We start from the raw sequence: 21,358 nt of genomic DNA, 5'->3' as shown, positions 1-21,358 counted from the left end.
CCCCATCCTGTGCCACAGCCTCAGTCGAACAGCTCGTAAACGCGAGCCTCGTACGGCGCGAGCGTTACCGTCCCCGGGTCCGGATCGGTGCGGTCGTAATTACACGCCAGCAGCGTCGCATCGTCGGACTCGACCGGGAGATCGAAGGTTTCCGTCACGTCGTCGAAGTGTAGGACGACGAGGATCCGCTCGGTCCGCTCGTCCGTCACAAGCGACCGGGTGTAGGCGAAGACGGTCTCGTGGTCGGGCAGCAGGTCCGTGTAGTCCCCATACACCAGCACGTCGCGGTCGGCGCGCAACTGGATGAGCCGCTGGTAGTAGCTGTAGACGGAGTCCGCGTCCGCCCGCTGGTCGGCGGCGTTAATCGTTTCGTAGTTCGAATTGACCTGAATCCAGGGCTCGCCGTCGGTGAAGCCGGCGTTGCGCGAGTCGTCCCACTGCATCGGTGTCCGGGCGTTGTCGCGGGTCCGGTAGCCGACGATGTCTTTCACGTCGTCGTAGCTCTCGACGCCGTCCCGGTCGAGCAGTTCCCGCGCGTGGTTGATGGCGTCCACGTCCCGGAGGTCGTCCATCGTCTCCCAGTCGGCGTTGGTCATCCCGAGTTCCTGGCCCTGGTAGATGTAGGGCGTCCCGCGGAGCGTGAGGATGAACGTCCCGAGCAGCTTCGCGGATTCCTGGCGGTAGTTTTCGGGGTCGCCGTAGCGCGAGACGCTCCGGGGCTGGTCGTGGTTCTCCCAGTAGAGCGTGTTCCACCCGTCCGCCGCCAGTCCGTTCTGCCAGCGGTCGGTGATACGTTTCAGCTCCGGCAGGCTCCAGTCGCCGACGCTCCAGCGCTCCCCGTCGTCGTAGTCCAGTTTCGTGTGCTGGAAGTGAAACGCCATGTCCAGCGGGCCGTCAGCGCCGGCGTACTCGCGGGCCGACTCGACGGTCAGTTGGGGCATTTCGCCGACGGTCATCACGTCGTAGTTCGATAGCACGTCCTCGTCCATGGCGTCGAGATACGACGACAGCTCCGGCCCGTTGATGAACTGCTCGGCCCCGACCCACTCGCTGTCGGGGTCGCCGTCGGGCAGGCCCTCGACTTTCGATAGAAGGTTGATGACATCCATCCGGAAGCCGTCGATGCCCTTCTCCAGCCACCACTCGATGGCGTCGAAGATATCCTGCCGAACGGCGTCGTTGCGCCAGTTCAGATCCGGCTGTGAGGTGTCGTACAGGTGGAGGAAGTACTCGCCCCGTTCCGTGTCGTACTCCCAGGCGGAGCCACCGAAAAAGGACTCCCAGTTGTTCGGCGGCGTTCGATTGCCGTCCTCGTCCGTGCCGCCCTCCCGCCAGATGTAGTACTCGTCGTACTCCGGGTCGCGCTGGCGGGACTGCTGGAACCATTCGTGCTGGTCCGAGGTGTGATTGACGACGAGATCCATGACGAGTCGCATGTCCCGGTCGTGGACTTCCGTCAAGAGCGCTTCCCAGTCGGCCATCGTTCCGAACTCGTCGTAGATGGCCTGATAATCGCTGATGTCGTAGCCGTTGTCCTTCTGGGGAGAGTCATACACCGGATTGAGCCAGATAACATCGACGCCGAGGTCGGCGACGTAGTCCAGCCGTTCGATGATCCCCTGCAGGTCGCCGATACCATCCCCGTCGCTGTCGTTGAAACTCCGGGGGTAGATCTGGTAGACGACCGCCTCTTTCCACCAGGCGCTGTCCAGTTCGTCGTCGGCAACAAATTGCGTTGTCGTCATTGTATTCAGGAAAGGTCATAGAGGCGCGCTTCGTAGGGCTGGAGGTCGAGGTCGATGCTGTCGTGGCTCTCCGAGGATGCGTCGGACGCATCCAGTTCGTTCCCGAACAGGAGCGCGGCGTCGGTGTCGACCGGAACCGAGACGCCTGTTTCCGTCGGCGAAACGTTCAGTACGACGAGCACATCGTCAACGTCAACTGACGGCTCATCAAGCGTCCGCCGGTAGGCGTACACCGTCTCGTGGTCGGGCAACAGCAGTTCGTACTCGCCGTAGACCAGTACGTCCAGGTCGCTCCGCAGGTCGATGAGCTCGCGGTAGTACGAAAGGATTCCGTCCTCGGCCGTTTCGGCCGCAGCGACGTTGATGTCCTCGTAGTTCGGGTTGACCTTTATCCAGGGGTCGCCGTCGGTGAAGCCGGCGTTGTGAGAGTCGTCCCACTGCATCGGCGTCCGGGCGTTGTCCCGGGAGCGGAACTCGACGACCTCGCGGGCCTCGTCGTAGTCCTCGATGTCGCCCGATTCCAGCGCGAGTGCAACGCGGTTCTTCGCGTCCGCGTCGCGCATCTCCTCGAAAGACGCCCACGGGCAGTTCGTCATCCCGATCTCGTCACCCTGGAACAGGAACGGCGTCCCCTGGTGGGTGAGCAGGAACGTCGCCAGCAGTTTCGCCGACGCCTCACGGTACTCCTCGTCGTCGCCGAACCGGGAAACGATTCTGGGCTGGTCGTGGTTGCCCAGATAGACGGTGTTCCACCCGTCGAGGTCGGTCTGCCACTCGGCCATCACCGACTTCAGGTCGGGCAGCGACCAGTCCTCGATTGACCACCAGCCGTCCTGCTGGTCGAGTTGCATGTGCTGGAAGTGAAACGCCATGTCCAGCGGTCCGTCGGCGCTGACGTAGTCGCCGGCGATGTCGACATCGATGGCGACGCACTCGCCGACCGTCATCGCGTCGTAATCGTCGAACGTCTCGGCGGCCATTTCGTTCAGGAACTCCTGCGTTCGCGGCCCGTTGGCGAACTGTTCGACGCCGACCGGGTCCGAATCCGGGTCGCCGTCGGGGAGTCCCTCCGGCTTGGAAATCAGGTTGATGACATCCATCCGAAAGCCGTCGATGCCCTTCTCCAGCCACCAGTCGATCATCTCGTAGATGTCCGACCGGATCTCGGGGTTCTCCCAGTTCAGGTCCGGCTGTTTCTCGTGGAACAGGTGGAGGTACTGCGATTCGCCCTTCTCGTCGTACTCCCAGGCGGACCCGCCGAAGAAGGAGCCCCAGTTGTTCGGTGGCGTGGGGTCGCCGTATTCGTCGGTTTCGCCCTCGCGCCAGATGTAGTAGTCGCGGTAGCCGTCTTCCCCTCGGCGCGAGCGCTGGAACCACTCGTGCTCGTCTGAGGTGTGGTTGACCACGAGGTCCATGACGAGCCGCATGTCCCGGGCGTGAATCTCGTCCAGTAGTTCCTCCCAGTCATCGAGCGTCCCGTACGCCTCGTGGATGGCGCGGTAGTCGCTGATGTCGTAGCCGTTGTCGGCCTGCGGTGACTGATACACCGGATTGAGCCAGATAACGTCCACGCCGAGACTCGCCACGTAGTCCAGTCGCTCGATGATGCCCTGCAGGTCGCCGACTCCGTCCCCGTCGCTGTCGTTGAAGCTCTGTGGGTAAATCTGGTAGACGACCGCCTCCTTCCACCAGGCGCGCGCTGCGGTCATACACAGGGGTAGCCTGACGTTTTCCTTAAACCTACGGGTTCGTACAATACCCGTTGTAAATTTTCTACGCGGGCAGGGTGCGCGTCGCTACAGTTCCAGCACGGTGTGTCGCGGAAGTTCGAGGTCGTACCCGACCGCCGACACCGTCTCAGTCGGCCAGTCGCCGGTCGTCGACAGCAGTTCGACCTCGCTCTCGGAGACGAGGTGCGTGTCCTCGCTTTTCGCGCCCTCGATGGTCGGGTTCCAGGCGTAGCCCTGGGGCAGCACGACCTCGGCCTCGTGGCCGGGCGTGGCGATCCACTCGCGGCCGGCGAAGCCCGCAGCGCCGCCCTGGTGGTGGTTTCGCCACTCGCCCTCCCAGCCGACCTCTGCGTAGGCGTCCTGGATGGCGGCGAACACGTCGCCCGCTGTGCCGCCCTCCCGACCGACTGCCCGTGTCGCGGCCAGCGCTGAGGTTTCTACTCTGGTGGCCTTTCGGGTTCGCTCCGCGAACCACTCCGGCGGATCAAACGCGACCGAGCGGGTGGTACTGACGTGCAGGCCGTTCCGCTGAGCGGTCACCGACATGAGCGCGTAGTCGCCCAGTTCGGTGTCCGTCGAGGTGTAGTGTCTGTACGACTGCGCGCGCTCGGCGCTGCCGACGAGTACGACTGGCGTGGCGATGTCTTGGCTTTCGAGTTCACGGCGCAGCCCCGCAGTCACGTCGAGTTCGGTGTGGGACGGCTCCACGTTCCGCGCGACGGTCTCGACTGCTTCCGCGGTGTCCCGGCCGAGTTCACGGTACTGCTCGATCTGCGCGTCGGTCAGGGGCTGTCGGAGCTGCGTGGCGTCGACCGATTCGAAGCCGGCTACGTCGAAGTCCGCCGCCGCCGGGGTCGGACTCGCTTCCGCGACGGCCCCAGACAGGGACTCGGCGTGCCAGTCGAAGGTCTCGATATCGACAGTACCATCGAGTTCCTCTTCGAGCAGCCGCGGCGCTTCGATGTTGTCGGTGACGACTCGAATCTCGTCGCCGTCGTAGCCCGCGGCAGCGACGCCGACCTCGCCCTCCCGGTCGACGACGTTGTCACCGCCGCCAGTGAGCCACGCGAAGGAGTTGGGTCGGGCGAACCAGACGGCTTCGAGTTCTGCTGTCTGGAGGTACTGGTCGAGACGGTCTGTGAGCGTCATGCTCCGGACATGACACGGGTCCGTAGTAAAATCCAAGGAGAGCATTCGACAGCAGGGACGGCTATGACAGCCCACCGGAAGATGGTATCTGCGGCTCGTCACCGTTCACAGATGGGCGTCCGGCGTCCCACTTACTCTGAGAGGCCAGCGTCAGGGTCCCGGGATCGGAGCAGCGAGTACATGACTGACTGGAAGGATTCGCTGTCGACCGATTCCACGACGTGCGTGTTCGGTTCCCCGTCGGTCACGCCGTTGACATCGACGCTGGTGTATCCACGGGTGAGGCCCTCGCGGTCGTCCACCGCGACGTGATACGTCGATTCCGCTTCGCGGAGTTCCGGGTACGCCAGCAACGCGGCGGTGACGCTGTCCGGAAGTGCCGTCCATCCAGGGTCGTCGGGACCATCGCTGTTGAACGCCCGGGCCTGCTCGGTCACCGATTCGAAGAACGACGCCAGTTCAGTGTCGAACGTCGAGACGGTTTCGAACTCGGATGGCCCGAACACGGCGTCCCGGAGACACAGGCCCCAGTCGACGAGCGTCACCTCGAAGGCGTCGAACACGCGTTTGGCGGCGTCAGGATCGACCCAGAGATTGAACTCCGCGGCGGGGGTGACGTTCCCTTCGCAGTTGACGTTCCCGCCCATCACCCACACCTCGTCGACGAGGTCTGGAAGCTCGGGTTCGCGGGCGTACGCCAGCGCAAGATTGGTGAGCGGGCCGATACAGAGCAGCGTGATTTCCCCTGGGTTCGCTCGACAGCGCTCGACGATCTCGTCGGGGCCGAATCCTGCCGCCGACTCGACGCCGGTGTCGGGGAACACGTCGCCCCCGAGGCCGTCCTCGCCGTGGATATACGTCGCGTGTTCGAACTCCTTGACAAGCGGCTGTCTCGCGCCTTCGTAGACGGGCACATCGCGGGAGCCAGCGAGACCGAGTGTGTACTTTGCGTTCTCGACCTCCCGGTCAAAGGGGACGTTCCCGGCAACGACTGTGACCGCCTCGACGGCGAGCCGGTCACTGAGACAGGCCAGCAAGATCGCCTGGGTGTCGTCGCCCGCTGTGTCCGTGTCGATGATGACGCGTCGCATACCCCAGCATCTCGACCCCGAGCAAAGACGTTCCGGGTCACAACTGTGTGCCACAGCTGGCCGAAAGGCAAACCAAGCGCTGCCGTCCGGTGGACTCTCGATCCAGAGAAAGACCGCTAGTGGCCGGCTACTCCGTTGCTTCGGCCGTATCGTCCGTGCCCGCGGACTCTTCGGCCTCGGTTTCGCCAGCGTCAGCGTCGTTCGCATCGGCAGTGTCCCCGTCGTCGGTGGCAGCGTCGTCCGTACTGTCGTCGCGCTGTGTCGTGGATGGCTCCGTAGTGTCAGTGTCCCCTTCGAGGGATTCGGCCATCTCGGCCATCGCGACCGCGGACTCGTCGGGCCGGTCAAGCACCGTCTCGGTGTGCATCCGCATCTCCTCGCTGGTGCGGATCGTCCCGTCGACCGTCGCGTTCTCGTGGAGTTCGACGACCGTCCCCGAGATGTCGCCCCAGATCTTCGCCCCTGGACCGACGCGGACGGTGCCGCTGCGAGTCGTCACGTCCCCTTTGATCTCCGTGCCTCGGCCGACCACGATATCGTCTTTCGCGCGGAGGCTCCCGAAGACGACCGTGTCACGGCCGATTTCGAGTGATTTCGCGCGGATGTTGCCGTGGAGCCGGCAGTCGTCGCCGACCGTCGCCGGCGTCGAGACGCGCCAGGCGTCGTCCGAGACGCTCGCACCGCGTGGAATGAGCACCGGGTCGTGCTCGTCGCTTCCGTCGTCTAACATTTCGTTGATTACTTCCTCGGCCGCGTCCTCCTCGCCGATTCGGAGGAGCTGCGAGAGGTAGACGAACAGGAAGACGATGGTCGGCATCGGATTCCGAATGACGATCCAGCCGTTCGCCTCGAACCCGTTCTCGATGTCCACGTCGTCGCCGATGTCCAGGTCGCCGGCAACGCGGAGTTCGCCGCCGATGTGTACCCGTTCGCCGATGTAGGCGTCCTCGCCGACCAGCACGTTGTCCGCCACGTCACACCACATGTCCAGCCGACAGTCACCTTCGGCTTCGATGTGGCCGCCAAAGCGGACCCGCTCGTCGGCGATGACCGTCCGCCCGCGCACGCCGAACTCCACGGTCGACTGGCCGCCGACGATGACATCACCGTCGGTTACCAGGTCGTGTTCCTCGACGGTCGTCCCGTCAGGAATGTCGAGTTCGGACAGCGGGTCGGAGCCGAGAGGCACGGGTTACCTAGCGGTTTCGTTGGTCTTAAACCCTCATGGAGCGCATGACGGGCGTCTGACGCTGGTCGGACGGGGCGGCACGTTACGGATGGCTGCTGCTTCAGACTCAATGAGCAGTCCGGCAAACCAGCCGACAGCGGGAACGTGACAGCTGAACGGCCATAACGAACTACTTCTCTGATACAGTGGCTCCGGTATGCCATTCGAACGCCGCCATCTCTCGGTTGCACTCGTGCTTTTACTCGCAGCTTCCGCCGGCTGTACCGGGCTGCTCGGCACAGAGGCGGATACGGGCGGAACAGACGCCGAAGTAACGACGGCGCCTGCGGACGCCAACGGCCCCGCGCCCGGGTCGTCCGGGTTTGACGCGGCGGCCATCGAGCGCGGCCACTTCGAGACGCTGTCGAACGCCTCGTTCACGACCTTGCTGTCGTTCCAACTCTCGACGGTCCGCGAGGGCGAGAACCGGTCGGTGTTCATCAATCGGACGGTCGCCATCGACCGCGAGAGCGAGCGGTCGCTGTCGACGGGCGAACTGGTCCAGGCCAGCGGTGACACGCTGGCGACGACGACCTACACAGCCAACGGGGCCACAGCCGAGCGCCGGATTCTCACCCGCGGTGACGAGGAGTTGACGGACTACCGCTCCGCAACACCGCCGTACGACGGCCAGGTCCAGCCCGTCAACGAGAGCAGCGTCATCGACCGCGCACTGCTGCAGTCGCTGGGGTCGGACATCAACTGGATCTACGCCGGAACCGAGACGGTCGACGGTGACAGCGTCTCGCGGTTCGAAGCGACCGGAAGCAACGTCACCGGTTTCGCAGCCGACGATGCCGTCTCGACAAACATCTCGGCTAACGGGACGACACAGTCGGCCAGCGCGACCGTCCTCGTCGACGAAGACGGCGTCGTCCGGTTGTTCCAGTACAGCGTGACGACTGAGCGGGACGGCCGCCCGGTGACGGTGACGCTGTCGCTCTCCGTCTCGCAGGTCGACGATACCACGGTCGCGGAACCGGACTGGCTATCGGAGGCATAGGCCGCGACGGTCGGACAGTACGATCATTTGAGGGCGCTGAACTGCCTTGCGACCCACGCTGAACTGTCGAGCGCCGCGACGCTGTCTTGGAGCCGTTCCAGTCGGTCGCGTGCGTCCGCTGCGTCGAGTTCCAGCGCCGCCTCGACCGCGTCGGCAATCCCGGCGATGTCGTGTGGGTTGACCGTCAGCGCGCCGTCGAGATGCGTCGCCGCGCCGGCCAGGTCGCTCAACACGAGCGCGCCGTCGCCGTCGACGCAGGCCGTCGGATACTCGTGCGCGACGAGGTTCATCCCGTCGCGGTGGGGCGTCACGACCGCGACTGCTGCCGCCCGGTAGAGGCCGGCGAGCGTCTCGTTGTCCAGCTGGGCCTCGGTGTAGACGATTGGTTGCCAGTCGTCAGTTCCGAAACGGTCGTTGACGCGCTCGACGGCGTCCAGCACGTCCGACCGGTACCGGCGATAGGCGGCGATTCCCTCCCGCGTTCGGCTCGCCTTCTGGACGTAGGTAAACGCTCCGCGCAGGTCTGGCCGTCGCTCCCAGAGGTGTGCCAGCGCTTCGATTCGCTCGGGGATGCCCTTCGAGTAGTCGAGCCGTTCGACGCCGAGCGCGAGCCGAATCGACGGGTTCGACCGGCTGTCGCCCAGCACGGCGTCTCGGATGGCGGCCACGTCAGCGGCCCGAGCCCGGTCCCGAACCGCTTCGACATCGACGCCGAGCGGGTTCGCGACTGCCCGCGTCTCGCTACCGTTGTACGTCACGCCGCCGGTGTCGATGTCGACGGTCGCTGCCGGGAACGCGCTGTCGACACAGCGCAGGAACTGCTCGGCGTAGGCCGCCGTGTGGAAGCCGATCACGTCACAGGCCAGCAGTCCGTCGAGGAGCGCGTCGCTGTGGGGACAGTGGCTGAACACCGACGGTGCAGGCCAGGGGATGTGCCAGAACTGCAACAGCGTCGCGTCCGGTCGCCGCTCCCGGACCAGTCTGGGGGCCAGGGCCAGGTGGTAGTCCTGAAACCAGACCGGCTGACCCGCGTCGGCGACCGTATCGACGGCTTCGGCGAACTGCTCGTTGACAGCACGATACTGCTCCCAGTAGGCAGGCTCGGCCCACATCCGACCCGTGTCTTCGTGACAGAGCGGCCACAGCACCTGGTTGGCGTAGCCGTAGTAGTAGCCCTGCACCGCCGCCTCCGAGAGCGGGACGCGTTTCAGGTCGTATACTGGGTCAGATGGCGGAACCCCGACGATGCCGTCCTCGGCGACGGCCATATCGGCGTCGCCGCTGGCCCAGGCGACCCAGGTGCCGCCCCGTGACTGCATCACCGGGTCGAGCGCGCTTGTCAGCCCGCCCGCCGCAGACTGGACCCGTATCTCCCCCTCGTCGTCTCGCTCGTGGCTGTACGGTTCGCGGTTCGAGACGACTACGAGCGAGTCCGGAACTGCACCGTCTCGCACGTCCGCCGATAGCTCCGGACCCATTTGCCCCCGGTACGGACCGCCCCGCCTTGAGACTGTCGTGGGGTGCTGAATCCTGTGGCCAGCGTAACAAGTCGTCTCAGACTGTGAGGGCCGTCTCTGTGTCTGACGGTAAGAGAAAACTTATACCGGAGGCCTCGAAAGACACGGGTGAAAGCCGGAAGGGCACCCGGGTAGGGGTACACGGACGTGCCATTTCGGCTCAACTCGGTTTATCTGGACACCAATCGGATAGCGACAGCTACGTCGTGTGGCGGTTCGAGACGAATCCGGCAGCCGCTACTCCTCCTGCGGACAGGTGAACAAGACAAAAGCACGTCCACGGCGTGGTCGGTGACAGGTATGGAGTTTCGCACCTGGGAGCCAGTGTACGAGGCTATCCTCGATGACTTCGGCTATCCCCGCGACGGCGACGAACGGGCCCGTGACCGGTTCGTCGACCTGCTCGGCGACGCCGAGACGTACGACCCGGACGACCTCGGACTCGACGGCGCGACCGTCGCCGTCGCCGGGGCTGGCCCGTCGCTTGAAGCCGAGGCCGGCCGGGCAGCCGACGCCGACGTGGTTCTTGCGGCGTCGACGGCCACCGACCGCCTCCGGGCGGAAGGCGTCGCCGTCGACTGCATGGTCACGGACCTCGACAAGAACGCCGACACCGGGCGGGACCTGACCACCGACGGGACGCCGGTCGTTGTTCACGCCCACGGCGACAACATCCCGGCACTGGAGACACACGGGCCAGCCTACGACAGCGAGTTCGTCGTGCCGACGACGCAGGCGGCCCCCGCCCCGCCGGTTCGCAACTACGGCGGCTTCACCGACGGCGACCGCGCCGCGTTCCTCGCGGACCACTTCGGCGCTGACTCACTGGTGTTCCCCGGCTGGGACTTCGACGACCCGTCCGTGACCGAGGAAAAAGCCCGAAAACTCCGGTGGGCCGAACGCCTCCTCTCCTGGCTGGAACAGCGTCGCGGCGAGCGCTTCGACGTGCTCGACGGGCGACGCGACGCCATCGAACCGGTCGGCGGCGACTGACTTCAGTCGCCGGATTCAGGGCGCTAATACGTCGATTGTCCTGTCGATGGTCGCGCGGTCCGCGGCGCGCGGGAACGAGATGTTGACGGCGTCCACGCCGTCGATGGCCTCGAACCGCGCCAGGCGGTCGCGACACTCGTCGGGCGTGCCGGCGACGGCGATACTGTCAAGCAGGTCGTCGCCGATGGACTCGGAAGCGGCCTCCTTATTACCCGAGCCCCACTGCTCTGCGATCTCGTATGCGGTGTCCTCGTACCCCTGGCGGGCCAGCGCGTCGCGGTAGAACGTCCCCATGCCGCCGATGTAGAACGCGACGTGTTGGCGGGCCAGTTCGCGTGCCTGCTCCCGGTCATCCATCACACAGCATGGCAGGGACAGCGTCACCCGCTGGTCGGCCCGGTCGCGGTCGCCGAGGTCCGCCCCGTGTTCGAAATCTTCCAGTCGATCCCGGAGGCCGTCAGCGGTCAGCATCAGCGCGTGCCAGCCGTCGGCGAAGCGCCCGGCCAGTTCGACCGATTTCGGGCCGAGTCCGCCGGCGTCGACGGGCGGCGCGGGTTCTGGCGGTTCACAGCGAAGTCGGAACCCCGACAGCGAGAAGATGTCCCCGTCGTACTCGACCGACTCGCCGGAGAGTACCAGCTTCATGATTTCGACGGCTTCCCGCGTGTACTTGAGCGGTTGCTCGAACTCCCTGCCGTGCCAGCCCTCGATGACGATGGGGCCGGACGGGCCGACACCGGCGCGGAAGCGGCCGTCCGAGACTTCGTGTAGCGTCGCCGCGGTCTGGCCCAGCAGCGCCGGCGACCGCGAGTAGACGTTCAAGATAGAGGACCCGAGACCGACTGTCGACGTGCGCTCGGCGATGCTTGTCAGTGTTGTCACCGCGTCCCGCCCCCACGTCTCCGGAAGCCAGACCCGGTCGTAGCCGCTGTCCTCGGCCTGCTGGCTCATTTCGACCAGCGTGTCGACTGACGGCTGTGCAGCGACCGGGAGATACATGTCCCGCGCCGTCATCTGTCGTCCTCCGTCCAGCGAGCAGCGACCGAACCGGTTCCGGGCAGGACCTGAAACGAATGTTCCGCTGTCATGGCTCGCAGTGGGGTCGCTGCCGGGATAAAGCCACATGCGAGGGGGAGTCCGGCCCGTTGTCCGGGGTTTATTCACTCGCCCGGTGGACGGCCGTACACGGAGCACCCAGGATACAGCAGCCGAGCCACCGCAGGCGAAATGTCTAATATCTGTCCACAAGTGTCGCCGAATGTACCCGTGAATCCGTACGCCCTCCTCGGAGCCGCTATCGTATCCGAACTGCTCGGGACAACGTCGCTCAAACTCTCAGAGGGGTTCTCCAGGCCGGTTCCCAGCCTCGGCGTCGTCGTCGGCTATGGCCTGGCGTTCTATCTGGTGTCGCTGACACTGGAGGACCTCCCTCTCGGCGTCGTCTACGGTACCTGGGCCGCCTTAGGGATCGTCGGCGTGGCCGCCATCGGCATCGTCGTGTTCGATGAACCTATTGACGTTCCCGGCGTCGTCGGCATCCTGCTCATCGTCGCCGGCGTGTATTGCGTGAACGTCCTCTCCGAGATGTCCGCGCACTGATCAACCGAACTGTGACCCACTCGTGGCAATTGGGTTATCGCGCCGGTAGCGCTACGGAATCACTCGGATACAGTACCCCCCGGTCGCTACAGCCAGTTCGGGCTGACGTACTCCAGTGTGATATTGGTCTGATCCAGATATTGAGAGAGTTCGTGGACGATATCTCCGACCTCTCTGGCCGAGAGTGTCTGGTCTTTCTGAAAGAGGACGCCGTTTGTGTCGTCAACACTCATTTCGGTAAAGAAATCGTCGTCTTGGGTGAGAATGAGCCGGCGCTCCGAAACAGCGTAGGCGGCAATCGAGGGGTCGTCACTGCCGACGCCGAGTTCGGGCACGTCACGAACCCATTCGACATCGTGATCGAGCTTTCTGAGATACGTGACAGTCGCCCGCTCGACGTTTTCATCGGCCAGTATCCGAAACCCCTCAGTCCGTGATATCGTCGGGGTCGGTCGTCAAGTGCTCGTAATCCTCGACTGCTGACTGTCGGTCGTGCTCGATGGCACGCATCTCCTCGGGGTTGTCGTGATAATACGTCAGTGCTCGGTAGACATCTGCGACATCGATGTCGTGTCGGTCAGCAACGGTGCGCGGGTCGAGCCCCCGTTCCTCCACCTGCGCCCTGATGAATTGGACGGTGATCCGCCGGCCTTCCAGATGTGGCTCGTCATGGAGTTCGCGGACGATACGCCGTGCCATCTGGCTCATACTCTTCTGTTGTGCGTCCCCTTACTTGAACATCTGGTCGAATCCGCTGTGGTTCCTGCCAGCTGAGCGACCGACCCAGCGACCGGCTATATGAGTCACCCGGTTCTACAGGGGCCTATGCCGTTCGACCCGGACCGCGTGACGACAATCACGTTTGACTCGTACAGTACCATCGTCGATGTCGAGGCGGCCCAGAAAGCCCTCGCCGACCGGGTTGACGACCCCCGGCCCGTCTCCCGGCTCTGGCGCTCCCGCTCGCTCGCCTACACCTTCCTCGCCAACCAGATCGACGCCTACAAGCCATTTTACGAGATGAACCGCGACGCCTTGCAGTACGCGCTGGACGCCCACGGCGTCGATATCACGACGGAGGAACGCGACGAGATCCTCGCGGTCTACCACGAACTCGACGTGTTCGACGACGTTCGCGACGGTATGAACAAACTCTACGACGCGGGCTACGACCTCTATGTCGTCTCGAACGGCAACCCCGAGATGCTGGAATCGATGGTCGACTTCGCCGGCATCGGCGGCTTGCTCGAAGACACGGTCAGCGCCGACGAAATTCAGATGTTCAAGCCGGCGGCGGAACTGTACCAGCACGCGGCGGAGCGAACGGCGACTCCAATCGAGGAGATCGCCCACGTCACCGCGGGCTATTTCGACGTGTACGGCGCGATGCACGCCGGGATGCAGGGCGTGTGGGTCAACCGCGACGGCGGCCCGTGGGACGCCTTCGCTGGCGAGCCGGACCGAACCATCGAGTCGTTCCACGACCTGCACGACGAACTGGTCTGAAAAGCGGACGTAACACAGCCGATGTGTCCGGTTCGGTTGCTTCGCCGGTCGAGCGTTACCCCGTCTGAACAAATAGTACGAGCTAACGGACGGAACTCTGACAACGGACCGAACAGATTACTACCCGCGCAGGAGATTCAACACTTCATCGACCACATTGGTTTCGACGGCGAGAATATAGCGCTCGTCAGGTTCCAAAACCGTCTCGGGTCCTGCAAGTGCTGTTCGGTCCGCTGTCGAAATCAGCAGGCTGCCGGCCGGAAGAGCGATCTCATCGAGGCGACGCCCTGCAACGGGGGCCGATGGGGCGACACTCACCTCGATGATATCGAGGTCAGCAGTCGGATAGACGAGCGTTCGGATGTCCTTGCCGGTCAGTATATCAGCCGCGTGGTCGCCACCGAGATACTCGGGTAGCAGCGTCGCATCCACCACCTCGTCATACTCCTGATCAGTCCCCGTTTCCGCTCTCGCGATGGTCCGAATCGACGGAGCGTACTGTTGGGCCTCCATACAAATTGCGAGGTTGGTGCCCGGTTCGTCAGTAAGCGCCGCGATGGCGTCGGCATCGGCTAGGTCGGCCTGCTTTAGAATCGACGGGCGTGTGGCGTCCCCGTGGATAACGGGACCGATGTACGCATCGGACAACGTCTCAACACGCTCCTCGTCGGATTCGATTAGCAGTACGTCGTGACCCTGTTCCGCGAGATTCTCGGCGGTCTGTTTCCCGACACGGCCGCCACCGGCGATGACGAAGCGCTTTGTCCGGCCCATTGTAGTATTGTTGAAAACACGTCATCTTCAATGCCCCGGCGATTCTAACGGGTCGAAAATACCACCTATTGTGCCGGAGACCGGCTATGATACGCTTTTAAGAAATCCAATCACCGTTCTTACAATAGAAGAACTTCCCTCGGTAATTAAATGGATCGCAGAAAGTGCATACGGCGTACGATGGATGGCACACCGAATAAAAACGGGACACAATGAGTAAGAGCCAAACTCGGTCACCCGAGGCCGAACTGGGGTTGCTTGACGCGACGATGATCGGGATGGGTGCGATGATCGGGGCGGGTATTTTCGTGCTGACAGGACTGGCCGCCGAAATCGCTGGTCCAGCCGCGATACTCGTCTTCGCATTGAACGGCGTCGTTACGGCGTTCACCGGACTTTCGTATGCGGAACTCGCCGCATCGATTCCGAAAAGCGGCGGTGGATACGCCTTCGTCCGGGAGATATTCGACGACTTCGCCTCGTTCATCATGGGCTGGATGCTCTGGTTTGCCTACATGATTGCGGGGGCGCTGTACGCACTGGGCTTTGCACCGAACTTTCTCGAATTGCTGCACGTCTACGGTGTGGTTCCGCCACCGGAGCAGGTCGGTGCTGTTGCGGTTCCAGTCGTTGATGCAACGCTCCCGCTTGCCTTTCTACTGGCGTTCGTGGCGGTACTCGGCCTCGTGGCGCTCAACGCCGTCTCGACGGCCGCCAGTGGGAGTGTCGAAACGATCTTCACCATCATCAAAGTCTCTATTCTGGTGGTGTTCGTCGCGTTCGGGCTCGCATCACCGATGTTCTCCGGCGCCGAATTCCAGCCGCTATTTCCGCAGGGAAGCGGAGCCGCCGCGGTCCTCCCGGCAATGGGGCTCACCTTCATCGCCTTCGAGGGATACGACCTCATCACTACCGTCACGGAGGAAGTACAGAACCCGCGCGAAAACATCCCGAAAGCGATTTTCATCAGTCTCGCCGTGACGGTTGTCGTCTATCTCGCAGTTGTGACGGTCGCTGTCGGCACGCTCGGGGCTCAAGGACTCGCCGACGCCGGCGAGGCAGGCATCGCCACGGCAGCGACATCGTTCATGCCGACCGGATTGCCGATCATCCAGAACGGCGGCGCACTCATCGTCTTTGGAGCCGTGTTCTCGACACTCACCGCCCTCAACGCGGTCGTCATCGCGTCCTCACGCGTGGCATTCTCGATGGGTCGTGAAGGGCAGTTACTCCCTTCGATTGGACAGATTCACCACCGCTATGGGACGCCGTTCGTCGCAATCCTCGCCAGCGCGGTCGTGATGCTTGGCTCGGTCGCACTGCCGACCCAGAGCGCCGGCAACATGTCGAGCCTGTTCTTTCTGCTCTCGTTCATCATTGTCAACGTCGCCGTCATCAGACTCCGCAGGGAGCGACCGAACATGAATCGACCGTACGAGATGCCGTTCTACCCGGCGCCACCGATAATCGGTATCGGACTCAATCTGCTTTTGACGGGAGTGCTGATAGAGTTCCTGCTCCGAACGGATCCGTTGGCGCTGGCACTCAGCACGGCCTGGATTCTGCTCGGCGCGCTTGCGTATTTCGCTCTCAACCAGGCAAAGAAGCGGTCGGAAAGCGAACCGGCGACTGACAACACCGACATAACACCAGGAGCTGAAGATTAACCTATGACTAGCACCCTCGACATCATCATCGCAGGCGGTGGACGCGTCGGCTTCCAAACAGCCGAGATACTCGCCGACCACGGCCACGATGTGACGATTATCGAACGCGATGAGCGGATGGTATCGGAGATCGCCGATCAGTGGATGGCGACGGTTATTCAGGGTGACGCAACGAATCCGGATATCATCGCACAGGCAGGTATCGAGCGAGCGGACGTTGTTGCCGCGCTTACCGGTGAGACCGGACTGAATCTCGCAGTCTGTTTAGCCGCTGCGGAGTTGACGCCTGACATCCGGACAGTAGCGCGTATCGACCGCACAGGCGGGGAGGCATACACCCGGTTTGTCGACGCGGTCGTCTTCCCGGAACGGGCCGGTTCGAGGGTGGCAGCCAACGAAATCCTGGGGAGTGATGTCCAGACGCTTGCCGACGTGACGGGCACCCTCGATATCATGCTCATCCGCGTCGCTGACGGCGCCCCGGCCGCCGGGAAACCCCTCTCAGACGTACGCTTTCCCGAGGGGACCCTCGTTGTGTCCGACGATAACGGTGAACGGATCGCTCGTGCGGACACGACCCTGCGACCAGGCAGCAGATACGTCATTGCTGTCGAACCCAATGTCGTCGATGAGGTACTGAATCTGATGCGCGGCTAGTGACCCATGGTCGGTCCTGTTCCATCGTAGAGAGAAGCGCGTGCTCGTTCCGATGAACAGCCACCGACGGTCAGTATTGTTGCACCGGGCTGTGTGAAAATTTGTCGCTGTCGTCCGGACCAGCCGCCCCCTACACGCGCCGGGACAGCGACGTTCGGAGTTCGCCGGCGAGTTCCCGATGGCCGTCTTCGGCGAGGCTGTCGGTGACGACCTTCAGCGCGGCCGCGGAGCCGCCGACGTAGAGCCCGCCGCTGTCTTTCTCGACCAGTACCACGTCGGTCACCTCGGCGACGGCTCGGAGGCTCGCGCGGGCGTCGTCGGTCAGGTCGCCGAGCAGGAACGTCAGCGTCGCGCCGTCGTCGGTCTCGCCGGCGACCGTCTCGCCGAGGGCCTGATTGCGAGCCACCTCGCGCAGCGTCACGTCGGTCAGTTCCGCGACAGTGGGGCCGGACGCAGTTTCGGCGCGGGTCGTTCGCTCGTCGCCGAGCGCGTCGGCGACCTTGACCGCGTCGTAGGTCTCGCGGGTGTCGTGGGTACGGATGATGTGTGAGCCGCGTTCGGCTTCCATCGTCGCCGCAGCCAGCGAAACGGCAAGCTGATTCTCCGTCTCGGGCTGGTCGGCCAGGTCGCCCAGGAAGTCCTCGCGGTTGGTCGCGGTCAGCATCGGCCGGCCGAAGGCGCGAAACTCTCGGAGGCGGCGGAACATCTCCCAGTTGTCCGCGAACTCCTTGCCGTCGTACCAGCCGCCGAACGCGGGGTCGATGATGGTTTTGTCGGTAAAGCCGTCCCGCTGGAGCGCCTCGAAGATATCGTCGATGGTCTTCAGCGCGCCGGGGCGGGCCAGGTCCGGTGGGCTGGCCATCTTCACGACCGGCATATCGTGGTCCTCCACGACGCCTTTCATGTCCGGGTCGGCGAAGCCACACACGTCGTTGATGAGGTCGAAGCCGTATCCGATGGCTTCCTCGGCGACCTCGGCGTACCGAGTTTCGAGCGAGAGGGGCACGTCGGCGTCGAGTTCGTCGACAAGCGGCGCGACCTCTTCGAGCCGGTCTTTCTCCATCTCGACTGGCTTGGACTCGTATTTGGGATTGGCCGACTGGAGTCCGACATCGATGATGTCCGCGCCGGCCGGGAGGAGGTTCTCCTCGATGGCGTCGGCGGCCTCCTCGGGGTCCAGATACACGCTCGGCTTGTACCCGGAGTTCGAACTCATGTTCAGCACGCTCATGACGCGAGTCGGGTGGCCGTCGCCAACCGGGAGGCCGTCGATTTCGACCGTACGCATACCGCTTCGTGAGGACTGTGGATACAAAGACCCCGCGACATCGGCGGGGCGCACTCCCACGTTCACTTTCAGTGATACCGGATCACCTGACTTTATGTACTATCTTGCATGAATTATACGGGATGGGTGGGGAGTCACTGGTCGCGTTCGACCTCGATTCATTCGAGAATGTAACACAGCGGTTGATGGCCGCGGAGTCCGAGAGGGAAATCTGTGAAATAGCGATTTCGGAGATCCCGTCGGTATTCGATGTCGCTCTCGGTGCGCTGTGGCTGTACGACAGCGACGCCTCGGAACTCCAGCTGGCGGCGTCGACAGAGCGAGCGGACGAAGTGTTCGACTGGTCGGTCACCTACCGTCCAGGTAACAGCCTCTCCTGGGAGGCGTTCGAACAGGACGAGGTGCGGACGTACTCCGAACTCGACGCCGAACGGAGCCAGTACAACGCGGATTCGCCCGTCAGCAGCGAGATCATCCTCCCCATCGACGACTACGGCGTCATCAACATCGGCTCGCTCGCTGCGGTCGAGTTCGACGACGAGACGATCCGGCTCGCCCGGATGTACGCGACACATGTTCAGGCCGCGTTGCAGAAAGCCGAGCGCGAGCACGACCTCCGCGTCCAGCGCGACCGGATGGAGCGGTTCATCGGTGTCGTCTCCCACGACCTGCGGAACCCCATCCACGTCGTCAAGGGACGGCTCGAACTCGCACGCCAGACCGGCGAGCTATCCCATCTCGAAGACGCGGAAGCGGGGGTCGCTCGTATGGAAACGCTCATCGACGACCTGCTGACGCTCGCCAGAGAAGGGTACACCGTCGACGAGCGAACTGTCGTTGCCCTCGGGACCCTCGCGGAACGGACCTGGGGGATGGCCAGGACGGGCGATGCGACGCTGACCGTCGAGGCGTCGATACCGGTGTTCGGCGACGAGACCCGGCTCAAACAGGTGTTCGAGAATCTCTTTCGGAACGCGGCGGACCACGCAGGCGAGGACGTGACCGTCTGGGTCGGCCCGATTGTCGAGGACGACACAGCCGAGACAGGGACCGTCGGTGAGCAAGACACCGACCGAGTGACGGGTTTCTACGTCGCCGACGACGGGCCCGGACTCTCGCCGGACAAACTGGCGGACGTGCTGTCGGTCGACCGGCTATCAACCGGAGACAGCGGCCTCGGCCTCTCTATCGTCGCACAGATCACCGACGCCCACGGCTGGGACCTCTCGGTGACCGAGAGCAGGGCCGGCGGCGCACGCTTCGAAATAACGGACGGCACCAAACCGGTCTCGCCGTTCCACTCCTGGTGACGCGGGCAGCGTCGCTGTCGCCGACGGGATTGACAGATTTATTTGCACGCCGCCGAAACGGTACCTCAGTGCAGACTCCGGAACAGGCTATCGAAGCCGTGCTGAACGAGTCGGGCCCGGACTACGAGGGGTTCCGGTTCGAGACGCCGGGCGGGGGTCACCAGAGCGATGTCTACATGGTGACGCTGCGTCACAACGGCGAGGGGTACGAGGTGGTGGTGAAGTTCAAGCCGCCGGGCGATGTCCCGTTCGCCGTCGAGCCCTGCCTCCACGATTTCGTCGCCAGTCGGACCGATGTCCCCGTTCCACGCATCCTCGTCTACGAGGACGACCCCGACGCCGACGTGCCGCCGTATTTCGTCACCGAGCGCATCCACGGCGAGAACCTGGCCGAGGAGTTCGCCGGCCTCTCGACCGCGGACCGCGAGCGGGTGCTAGCACAGGCCGGCCGGATCCTCGGCGATATGCACTCCGAGATCGGGTTCGAGGCGTTCGGTCGGCTCAAGCTCCACGACGACCGAATCATCGTGCAAGACTGGATGGGCAACTGGCGGGAATATTTCGAGACTCTCACCAGGTCCCACCTCGCACACCTCGAGGGAACGCCCTTCGAGGATCTGACCGAGCGAGCACGGGACTGCATCGAGCCGGCCCTGGAGATGGTGCCGGAAGACGGTGTCCCCCGTCTGGTACACGACGACTTCCGGCCGGCGAACCTGATGTTCGACCCGTCGGCGGAGGAGCCGATTACGGCCGTCCTCGACTGGCAGGACGTGCTCGCGGCGCTGCCCGAGTACAACCTCGCACAGACGGAATTCCTCTTCATCGACTCGTCGTTTCAGGACCCGGAACTGCGTGACTCGCTCCGGACGGTGTTCCGCGAGGGGTATCAGGAGATGCGCCCGATGGCGTTTGACGAGGGGTACGAGCGGCGACGGCCCCTGTATCAGCTCTCGACGCTCCTGTGGCGGATGGCCGGCTTCGAGGCCGTCTTCGCCGACGAATCGGGTCTGGCTGTCGCTCGCGCCGAAGCCCAGTACCGGCAGCAGTTCGAGCGACTCGTCGAGGAGATCAAGGCGGATTAGGGCGTCTCAGGGGGTTGCCCGCCGTCGACCAGTTTCCATACTGATTCCCAGTCGAGCGACGCCTGTGCGCCGGTCGACCGGGTTGCGAGCGCGCCACACGCGTTGGCGACGGCGAGCGCCCGCTTCGGGTCGCTCCCCTGTGCGCTGGCGAGAATATAGCCGGCGGCAAAGGCGTCCCCCGCGCCCGCAGTGTCAACCGGTTCGACGGGATATCCCGAATTTGTGATCGTCCGCTCGTCCGTGTACGCCGTCGCGCCACAGTTCCCGTGTTTGACGACGACTGTCGGCACTGTCTCGAAAAGCCCGCTGTCCCTGGCGTGGTCGGCCTCCGGGTCGTTACAGAACAGGATATCGGCATGTCGGAGCACCGCAGCGTAATCCCGAAACGGGAGCCGACGGCCGGGATCGAAGCTCACTGGAATATCCGCAGTTGCGGCGTCGCGTGCGAGGGCCGCGGCCGTTCCGGGGTCTTGGCCTGTCAGGTGGAGGTGATCCGCTTCGGCCAGCGTTTCCGCCGGGAGATCCGACGGCTCGAACGCCTCGTTGGCCCCGTCGTTTCCAAGCACCACAACATCGCCGGTCTCGTCCACGATAAGGTACTTCACCGCCGTTGACGCGTCCGCCTCGACCAGCAGCGTCTCGACGCCTATCGCCGCCAGTTCGCGCCGAGCCATGGTCCCGTGGTCGTCTGGACCGACGCTACCGAAGACTAGCGGGTTGGCGTCGAGTCCGGCAAGCGCGACGGCCACGTTCGCCGCGCTCCCACCGCTAGACTGTGACCGGTCGGTAATGCGCCCCTCGCCGTCGGGCTTCGGGAGGTGGTCGACGTGGAGCGTCACGTCCCAGTTGACGTGGCCGGCACAGATGACACGCATGTTCACCGCTGGGAGGGGCGCTGTGATAGCAGTTTCCCACCGGGGCATATACAGTATATTTAACATTGACCGGGACGGACCGGCGCACATGGTAACGGTCCCCGATAGCGTCCTCCCGATGAGTGGTTGGGCTGGCAGACG

The 21,358-nt window shown here is 64.0% G+C and carries 20 protein-coding genes; 8 read left to right on the top strand and 12 right to left on the bottom strand.

Features of this window, described 5'->3' with window-relative positions; all coding sequences use genetic code 11:
* Window positions 1-20 precede the first annotated feature (20 nt).
* The 5 genes from NDI54_RS14835 to NDI54_RS14815 all read right to left on the bottom strand — a co-directional run bounded on the left by NDI54_RS14835 (window position 21) and on the right by NDI54_RS14815 (window position 6,904).
* Window positions 21-1,745 (bottom strand): glycoside hydrolase family 13 protein, encoded by a 1,725-nt coding sequence (locus NDI54_RS14835; RefSeq protein ID WP_310897215.1) that lies wholly within the window; start codon window positions 1,743-1,745, stop codon window positions 21-23.
* A 5-nt stretch (window positions 1,746-1,750) separates the two neighbouring features.
* On the bottom strand, window positions 1,751-3,454 hold the full coding sequence (locus NDI54_RS14830) for an alpha-glucosidase (RefSeq protein ID WP_310897214.1): 1,704 nt from the start codon (window positions 3,452-3,454) through the stop codon (window positions 1,751-1,753).
* Window positions 3,455-3,541: 87 nt separating this feature from the next.
* Window positions 3,542-4,624, bottom strand: coding sequence for a M24 family metallopeptidase (locus tag NDI54_RS14825; protein ID WP_310897213.1), 1,083 nt, complete (start codon window positions 4,622-4,624; stop codon window positions 3,542-3,544).
* A gap of 131 nt (window positions 4,625-4,755) precedes the next feature.
* Window positions 4,756-5,715, bottom strand: coding sequence for a nucleoside hydrolase (locus NDI54_RS14820; RefSeq protein WP_310897212.1), 960 nt, complete (start codon window positions 5,713-5,715; stop codon window positions 4,756-4,758).
* A 127-nt stretch (window positions 5,716-5,842) separates the two neighbouring features.
* Window positions 5,843-6,904 carry a polymer-forming cytoskeletal protein gene (locus NDI54_RS14815; RefSeq protein WP_310897211.1) on the bottom strand — a complete coding sequence of 354 codons (1,062 nt, stop codon included), beginning with the start codon at window positions 6,902-6,904 and terminating at the stop codon, window positions 5,843-5,845.
* Between the two features lie 196 nt (window positions 6,905-7,100).
* On the opposite strand from NDI54_RS14815, the gene NDI54_RS14810 reads away from it, so the two are divergent.
* Window positions 7,101-7,946 carry a DUF7537 family lipoprotein gene (locus NDI54_RS14810; protein ID WP_310897210.1) on the top strand — a complete coding sequence of 282 codons (846 nt, stop codon included), beginning with the start codon at window positions 7,101-7,103 and terminating at the stop codon, window positions 7,944-7,946.
* A 23-nt stretch (window positions 7,947-7,969) separates the two neighbouring features.
* Here the strand turns inward: NDI54_RS14810 and NDI54_RS14805 are convergent, their stop codons facing one another.
* The gene (locus tag NDI54_RS14805; protein ID WP_310897209.1) at window positions 7,970-9,424 is read right to left on the bottom strand and encodes an alpha,alpha-trehalose-phosphate synthase (UDP-forming); all 1,455 of its coding nucleotides are present in this window, start codon (window positions 9,422-9,424) and stop codon (window positions 7,970-7,972) included.
* A 339-nt stretch (window positions 9,425-9,763) separates the two neighbouring features.
* Here NDI54_RS14805 and NDI54_RS14800 point away from each other — a divergent pair, with 339 nt between their 5' ends.
* The gene (locus NDI54_RS14800) at window positions 9,764-10,456 is read left to right on the top strand and encodes a 6-hydroxymethylpterin diphosphokinase MptE-like protein (RefSeq protein WP_310897208.1); all 693 of its coding nucleotides are present in this window, start codon (window positions 9,764-9,766) and stop codon (window positions 10,454-10,456) included.
* Between the two features lie 15 nt (window positions 10,457-10,471).
* Here NDI54_RS14800 and NDI54_RS14795 read toward each other — a convergent pair whose 3' ends face one another.
* The gene (locus NDI54_RS14795; protein WP_310897207.1) at window positions 10,472-11,470 is read right to left on the bottom strand and encodes a TIGR04024 family LLM class F420-dependent oxidoreductase; all 999 of its coding nucleotides are present in this window, start codon (window positions 11,468-11,470) and stop codon (window positions 10,472-10,474) included.
* 252 nt (window positions 11,471-11,722) lie between these two features.
* Between NDI54_RS14795 and NDI54_RS14790 the strand changes: the two genes are divergently transcribed.
* Window positions 11,723-12,055, top strand: a complete 333-nt coding sequence (locus NDI54_RS14790; protein ID WP_406600191.1) for a DMT family transporter — start codon at window positions 11,723-11,725, stop codon at window positions 12,053-12,055.
* An 86-nt stretch (window positions 12,056-12,141) separates the two neighbouring features.
* Here NDI54_RS14790 and NDI54_RS14785 read toward each other — a convergent pair whose 3' ends face one another.
* The gene (locus tag NDI54_RS14785; RefSeq protein ID WP_310897309.1) at window positions 12,142-12,468 is read right to left on the bottom strand and encodes a DUF5615 family PIN-like protein; all 327 of its coding nucleotides are present in this window, start codon (window positions 12,466-12,468) and stop codon (window positions 12,142-12,144) included.
* Window positions 12,469-12,481: 13 nt separating this feature from the next.
* Window positions 12,482-12,763, bottom strand: coding sequence for a DUF433 domain-containing protein (locus NDI54_RS14780; protein ID WP_310897205.1), 282 nt, complete (start codon window positions 12,761-12,763; stop codon window positions 12,482-12,484).
* A 117-nt stretch (window positions 12,764-12,880) separates the two neighbouring features.
* On the opposite strand from NDI54_RS14780, the gene NDI54_RS14775 reads away from it, so the two are divergent.
* Window positions 12,881-13,561 (top strand): haloacid dehalogenase type II, encoded by a 681-nt coding sequence (locus NDI54_RS14775; RefSeq protein WP_310897204.1) that lies wholly within the window; start codon window positions 12,881-12,883, stop codon window positions 13,559-13,561.
* Window positions 13,562-13,681: 120 nt separating this feature from the next.
* Here the strand turns inward: NDI54_RS14775 and NDI54_RS14770 are convergent, their stop codons facing one another.
* Entirely contained in the window at window positions 13,682-14,335 is a 654-nt protein-coding gene (locus NDI54_RS14770) for a potassium channel family protein (RefSeq protein WP_310897203.1), read from the bottom strand.
* Window positions 14,336-14,547: 212 nt separating this feature from the next.
* Here NDI54_RS14770 and NDI54_RS14765 point away from each other — a divergent pair, with 212 nt between their 5' ends.
* Both NDI54_RS14765 and NDI54_RS14760 read left to right on the top strand, forming a co-directional pair.
* On the top strand, window positions 14,548-16,002 hold the full coding sequence (locus tag NDI54_RS14765) for an APC family permease (RefSeq protein WP_310897202.1): 1,455 nt from the start codon (window positions 14,548-14,550) through the stop codon (window positions 16,000-16,002).
* 3 nt (window positions 16,003-16,005) lie between these two features.
* Window positions 16,006-16,659 (top strand): TrkA family potassium uptake protein, encoded by a 654-nt coding sequence (locus NDI54_RS14760; protein WP_310897201.1) that lies wholly within the window; start codon window positions 16,006-16,008, stop codon window positions 16,657-16,659.
* Window positions 16,660-16,789: 130 nt separating this feature from the next.
* On the opposite strand, the gene NDI54_RS14755 is transcribed toward NDI54_RS14760, so the two are convergent.
* On the bottom strand, window positions 16,790-17,947 hold the full coding sequence (locus NDI54_RS14755) for a dihydropteroate synthase (protein ID WP_310897200.1): 1,158 nt from the start codon (window positions 17,945-17,947) through the stop codon (window positions 16,790-16,792).
* A 122-nt stretch (window positions 17,948-18,069) separates the two neighbouring features.
* Here NDI54_RS14755 and NDI54_RS14750 point away from each other — a divergent pair, with 122 nt between their 5' ends.
* Both NDI54_RS14750 and NDI54_RS14745 read left to right on the top strand, forming a co-directional pair.
* Window positions 18,070-19,257, top strand: coding sequence for a sensor histidine kinase (locus tag NDI54_RS14750; protein WP_310897199.1), 1,188 nt, complete (start codon window positions 18,070-18,072; stop codon window positions 19,255-19,257).
* Window positions 19,258-19,325: 68 nt separating this feature from the next.
* Window positions 19,326-20,342 carry a phosphotransferase family protein gene (locus tag NDI54_RS14745; protein ID WP_310897198.1) on the top strand — a complete coding sequence of 339 codons (1,017 nt, stop codon included), beginning with the start codon at window positions 19,326-19,328 and terminating at the stop codon, window positions 20,340-20,342.
* Here the strand turns inward: NDI54_RS14745 and NDI54_RS14740 are convergent.
* The gene (locus NDI54_RS14740; protein ID WP_310897197.1) at window positions 20,339-21,217 is read right to left on the bottom strand and encodes a carbohydrate kinase family protein; all 879 of its coding nucleotides are present in this window, start codon (window positions 21,215-21,217) and stop codon (window positions 20,339-20,341) included. The two genes, NDI54_RS14745 and NDI54_RS14740, sit on opposite strands and share 4 nt — an antisense overlap.
* Window positions 21,218-21,358: the final 141 nt, after the last annotated feature.

It is taken from the genome of Haloarcula terrestris, assembly GCF_031624315.1.
GTDB lineage: Archaea > Halobacteriota > Halobacteria > Halobacteriales > Haloarculaceae > Haloarcula > Haloarcula terrestris.
Note: the sequence above shows the minus strand (reverse complement) of the source record. Positions and strands in the feature narration are given on the sequence as shown.

Excerpts from the sequence above, each read along its gene's own strand:
- NDI54_RS14835 (WP_310897215.1), bottom strand. The coding sequence starts at position 1,745 with ATGACGACAACGCAATTTGTTGCCGACGACGAACTGGACAGCGCCTGG.
- NDI54_RS14830 (WP_310897214.1), bottom strand. The coding sequence starts at position 3,454 with ATGACCGCAGCGCGCGCCTGGTGGAAGGAGGCGGTCGTCTACCAGATT.
- NDI54_RS14825 (WP_310897213.1), bottom strand. The coding sequence starts at position 4,624 with ATGACGCTCACAGACCGTCTCGACCAGTACCTCCAGACAGCAGAACTC.
- NDI54_RS14820 (WP_310897212.1), bottom strand. The coding sequence starts at position 5,715 with ATGCGACGCGTCATCATCGACACGGACACAGCGGGCGACGACACCCAG.
- NDI54_RS14810 (WP_310897210.1), top strand. The coding sequence starts at position 7,101 with ATGCCATTCGAACGCCGCCATCTCTCGGTTGCACTCGTGCTTTTACTC.
- NDI54_RS14805 (WP_310897209.1), bottom strand. The coding sequence starts at position 9,424 with ATGGGTCCGGAGCTATCGGCGGACGTGCGAGACGGTGCAGTTCCGGAC.
- NDI54_RS14800 (WP_310897208.1), top strand. The coding sequence starts at position 9,764 with ATGGAGTTTCGCACCTGGGAGCCAGTGTACGAGGCTATCCTCGATGAC.
- NDI54_RS14795 (WP_310897207.1), bottom strand. The coding sequence starts at position 11,470 with ATGACGGCGCGGGACATGTATCTCCCGGTCGCTGCACAGCCGTCAGTC.
- NDI54_RS14780 (WP_310897205.1), bottom strand. The coding sequence starts at position 12,763 with ATGAGCCAGATGGCACGGCGTATCGTCCGCGAACTCCATGACGAGCCA.
- NDI54_RS14775 (WP_310897204.1), top strand. The coding sequence starts at position 12,881 with ATGCCGTTCGACCCGGACCGCGTGACGACAATCACGTTTGACTCGTAC.
- NDI54_RS14770 (WP_310897203.1), bottom strand. The coding sequence starts at position 14,335 with ATGGGCCGGACAAAGCGCTTCGTCATCGCCGGTGGCGGCCGTGTCGGG.
- NDI54_RS14765 (WP_310897202.1), top strand. The coding sequence starts at position 14,548 with ATGAGTAAGAGCCAAACTCGGTCACCCGAGGCCGAACTGGGGTTGCTT.
- NDI54_RS14760 (WP_310897201.1), top strand. The coding sequence starts at position 16,006 with ATGACTAGCACCCTCGACATCATCATCGCAGGCGGTGGACGCGTCGGC.
- NDI54_RS14755 (WP_310897200.1), bottom strand. The coding sequence starts at position 17,947 with ATGCGTACGGTCGAAATCGACGGCCTCCCGGTTGGCGACGGCCACCCG.
- NDI54_RS14750 (WP_310897199.1), top strand. The coding sequence starts at position 18,070 with ATGGGTGGGGAGTCACTGGTCGCGTTCGACCTCGATTCATTCGAGAAT.
- NDI54_RS14740 (WP_310897197.1), bottom strand. The coding sequence starts at position 21,217 with ATGCGTGTCATCTGTGCCGGCCACGTCAACTGGGACGTGACGCTCCAC.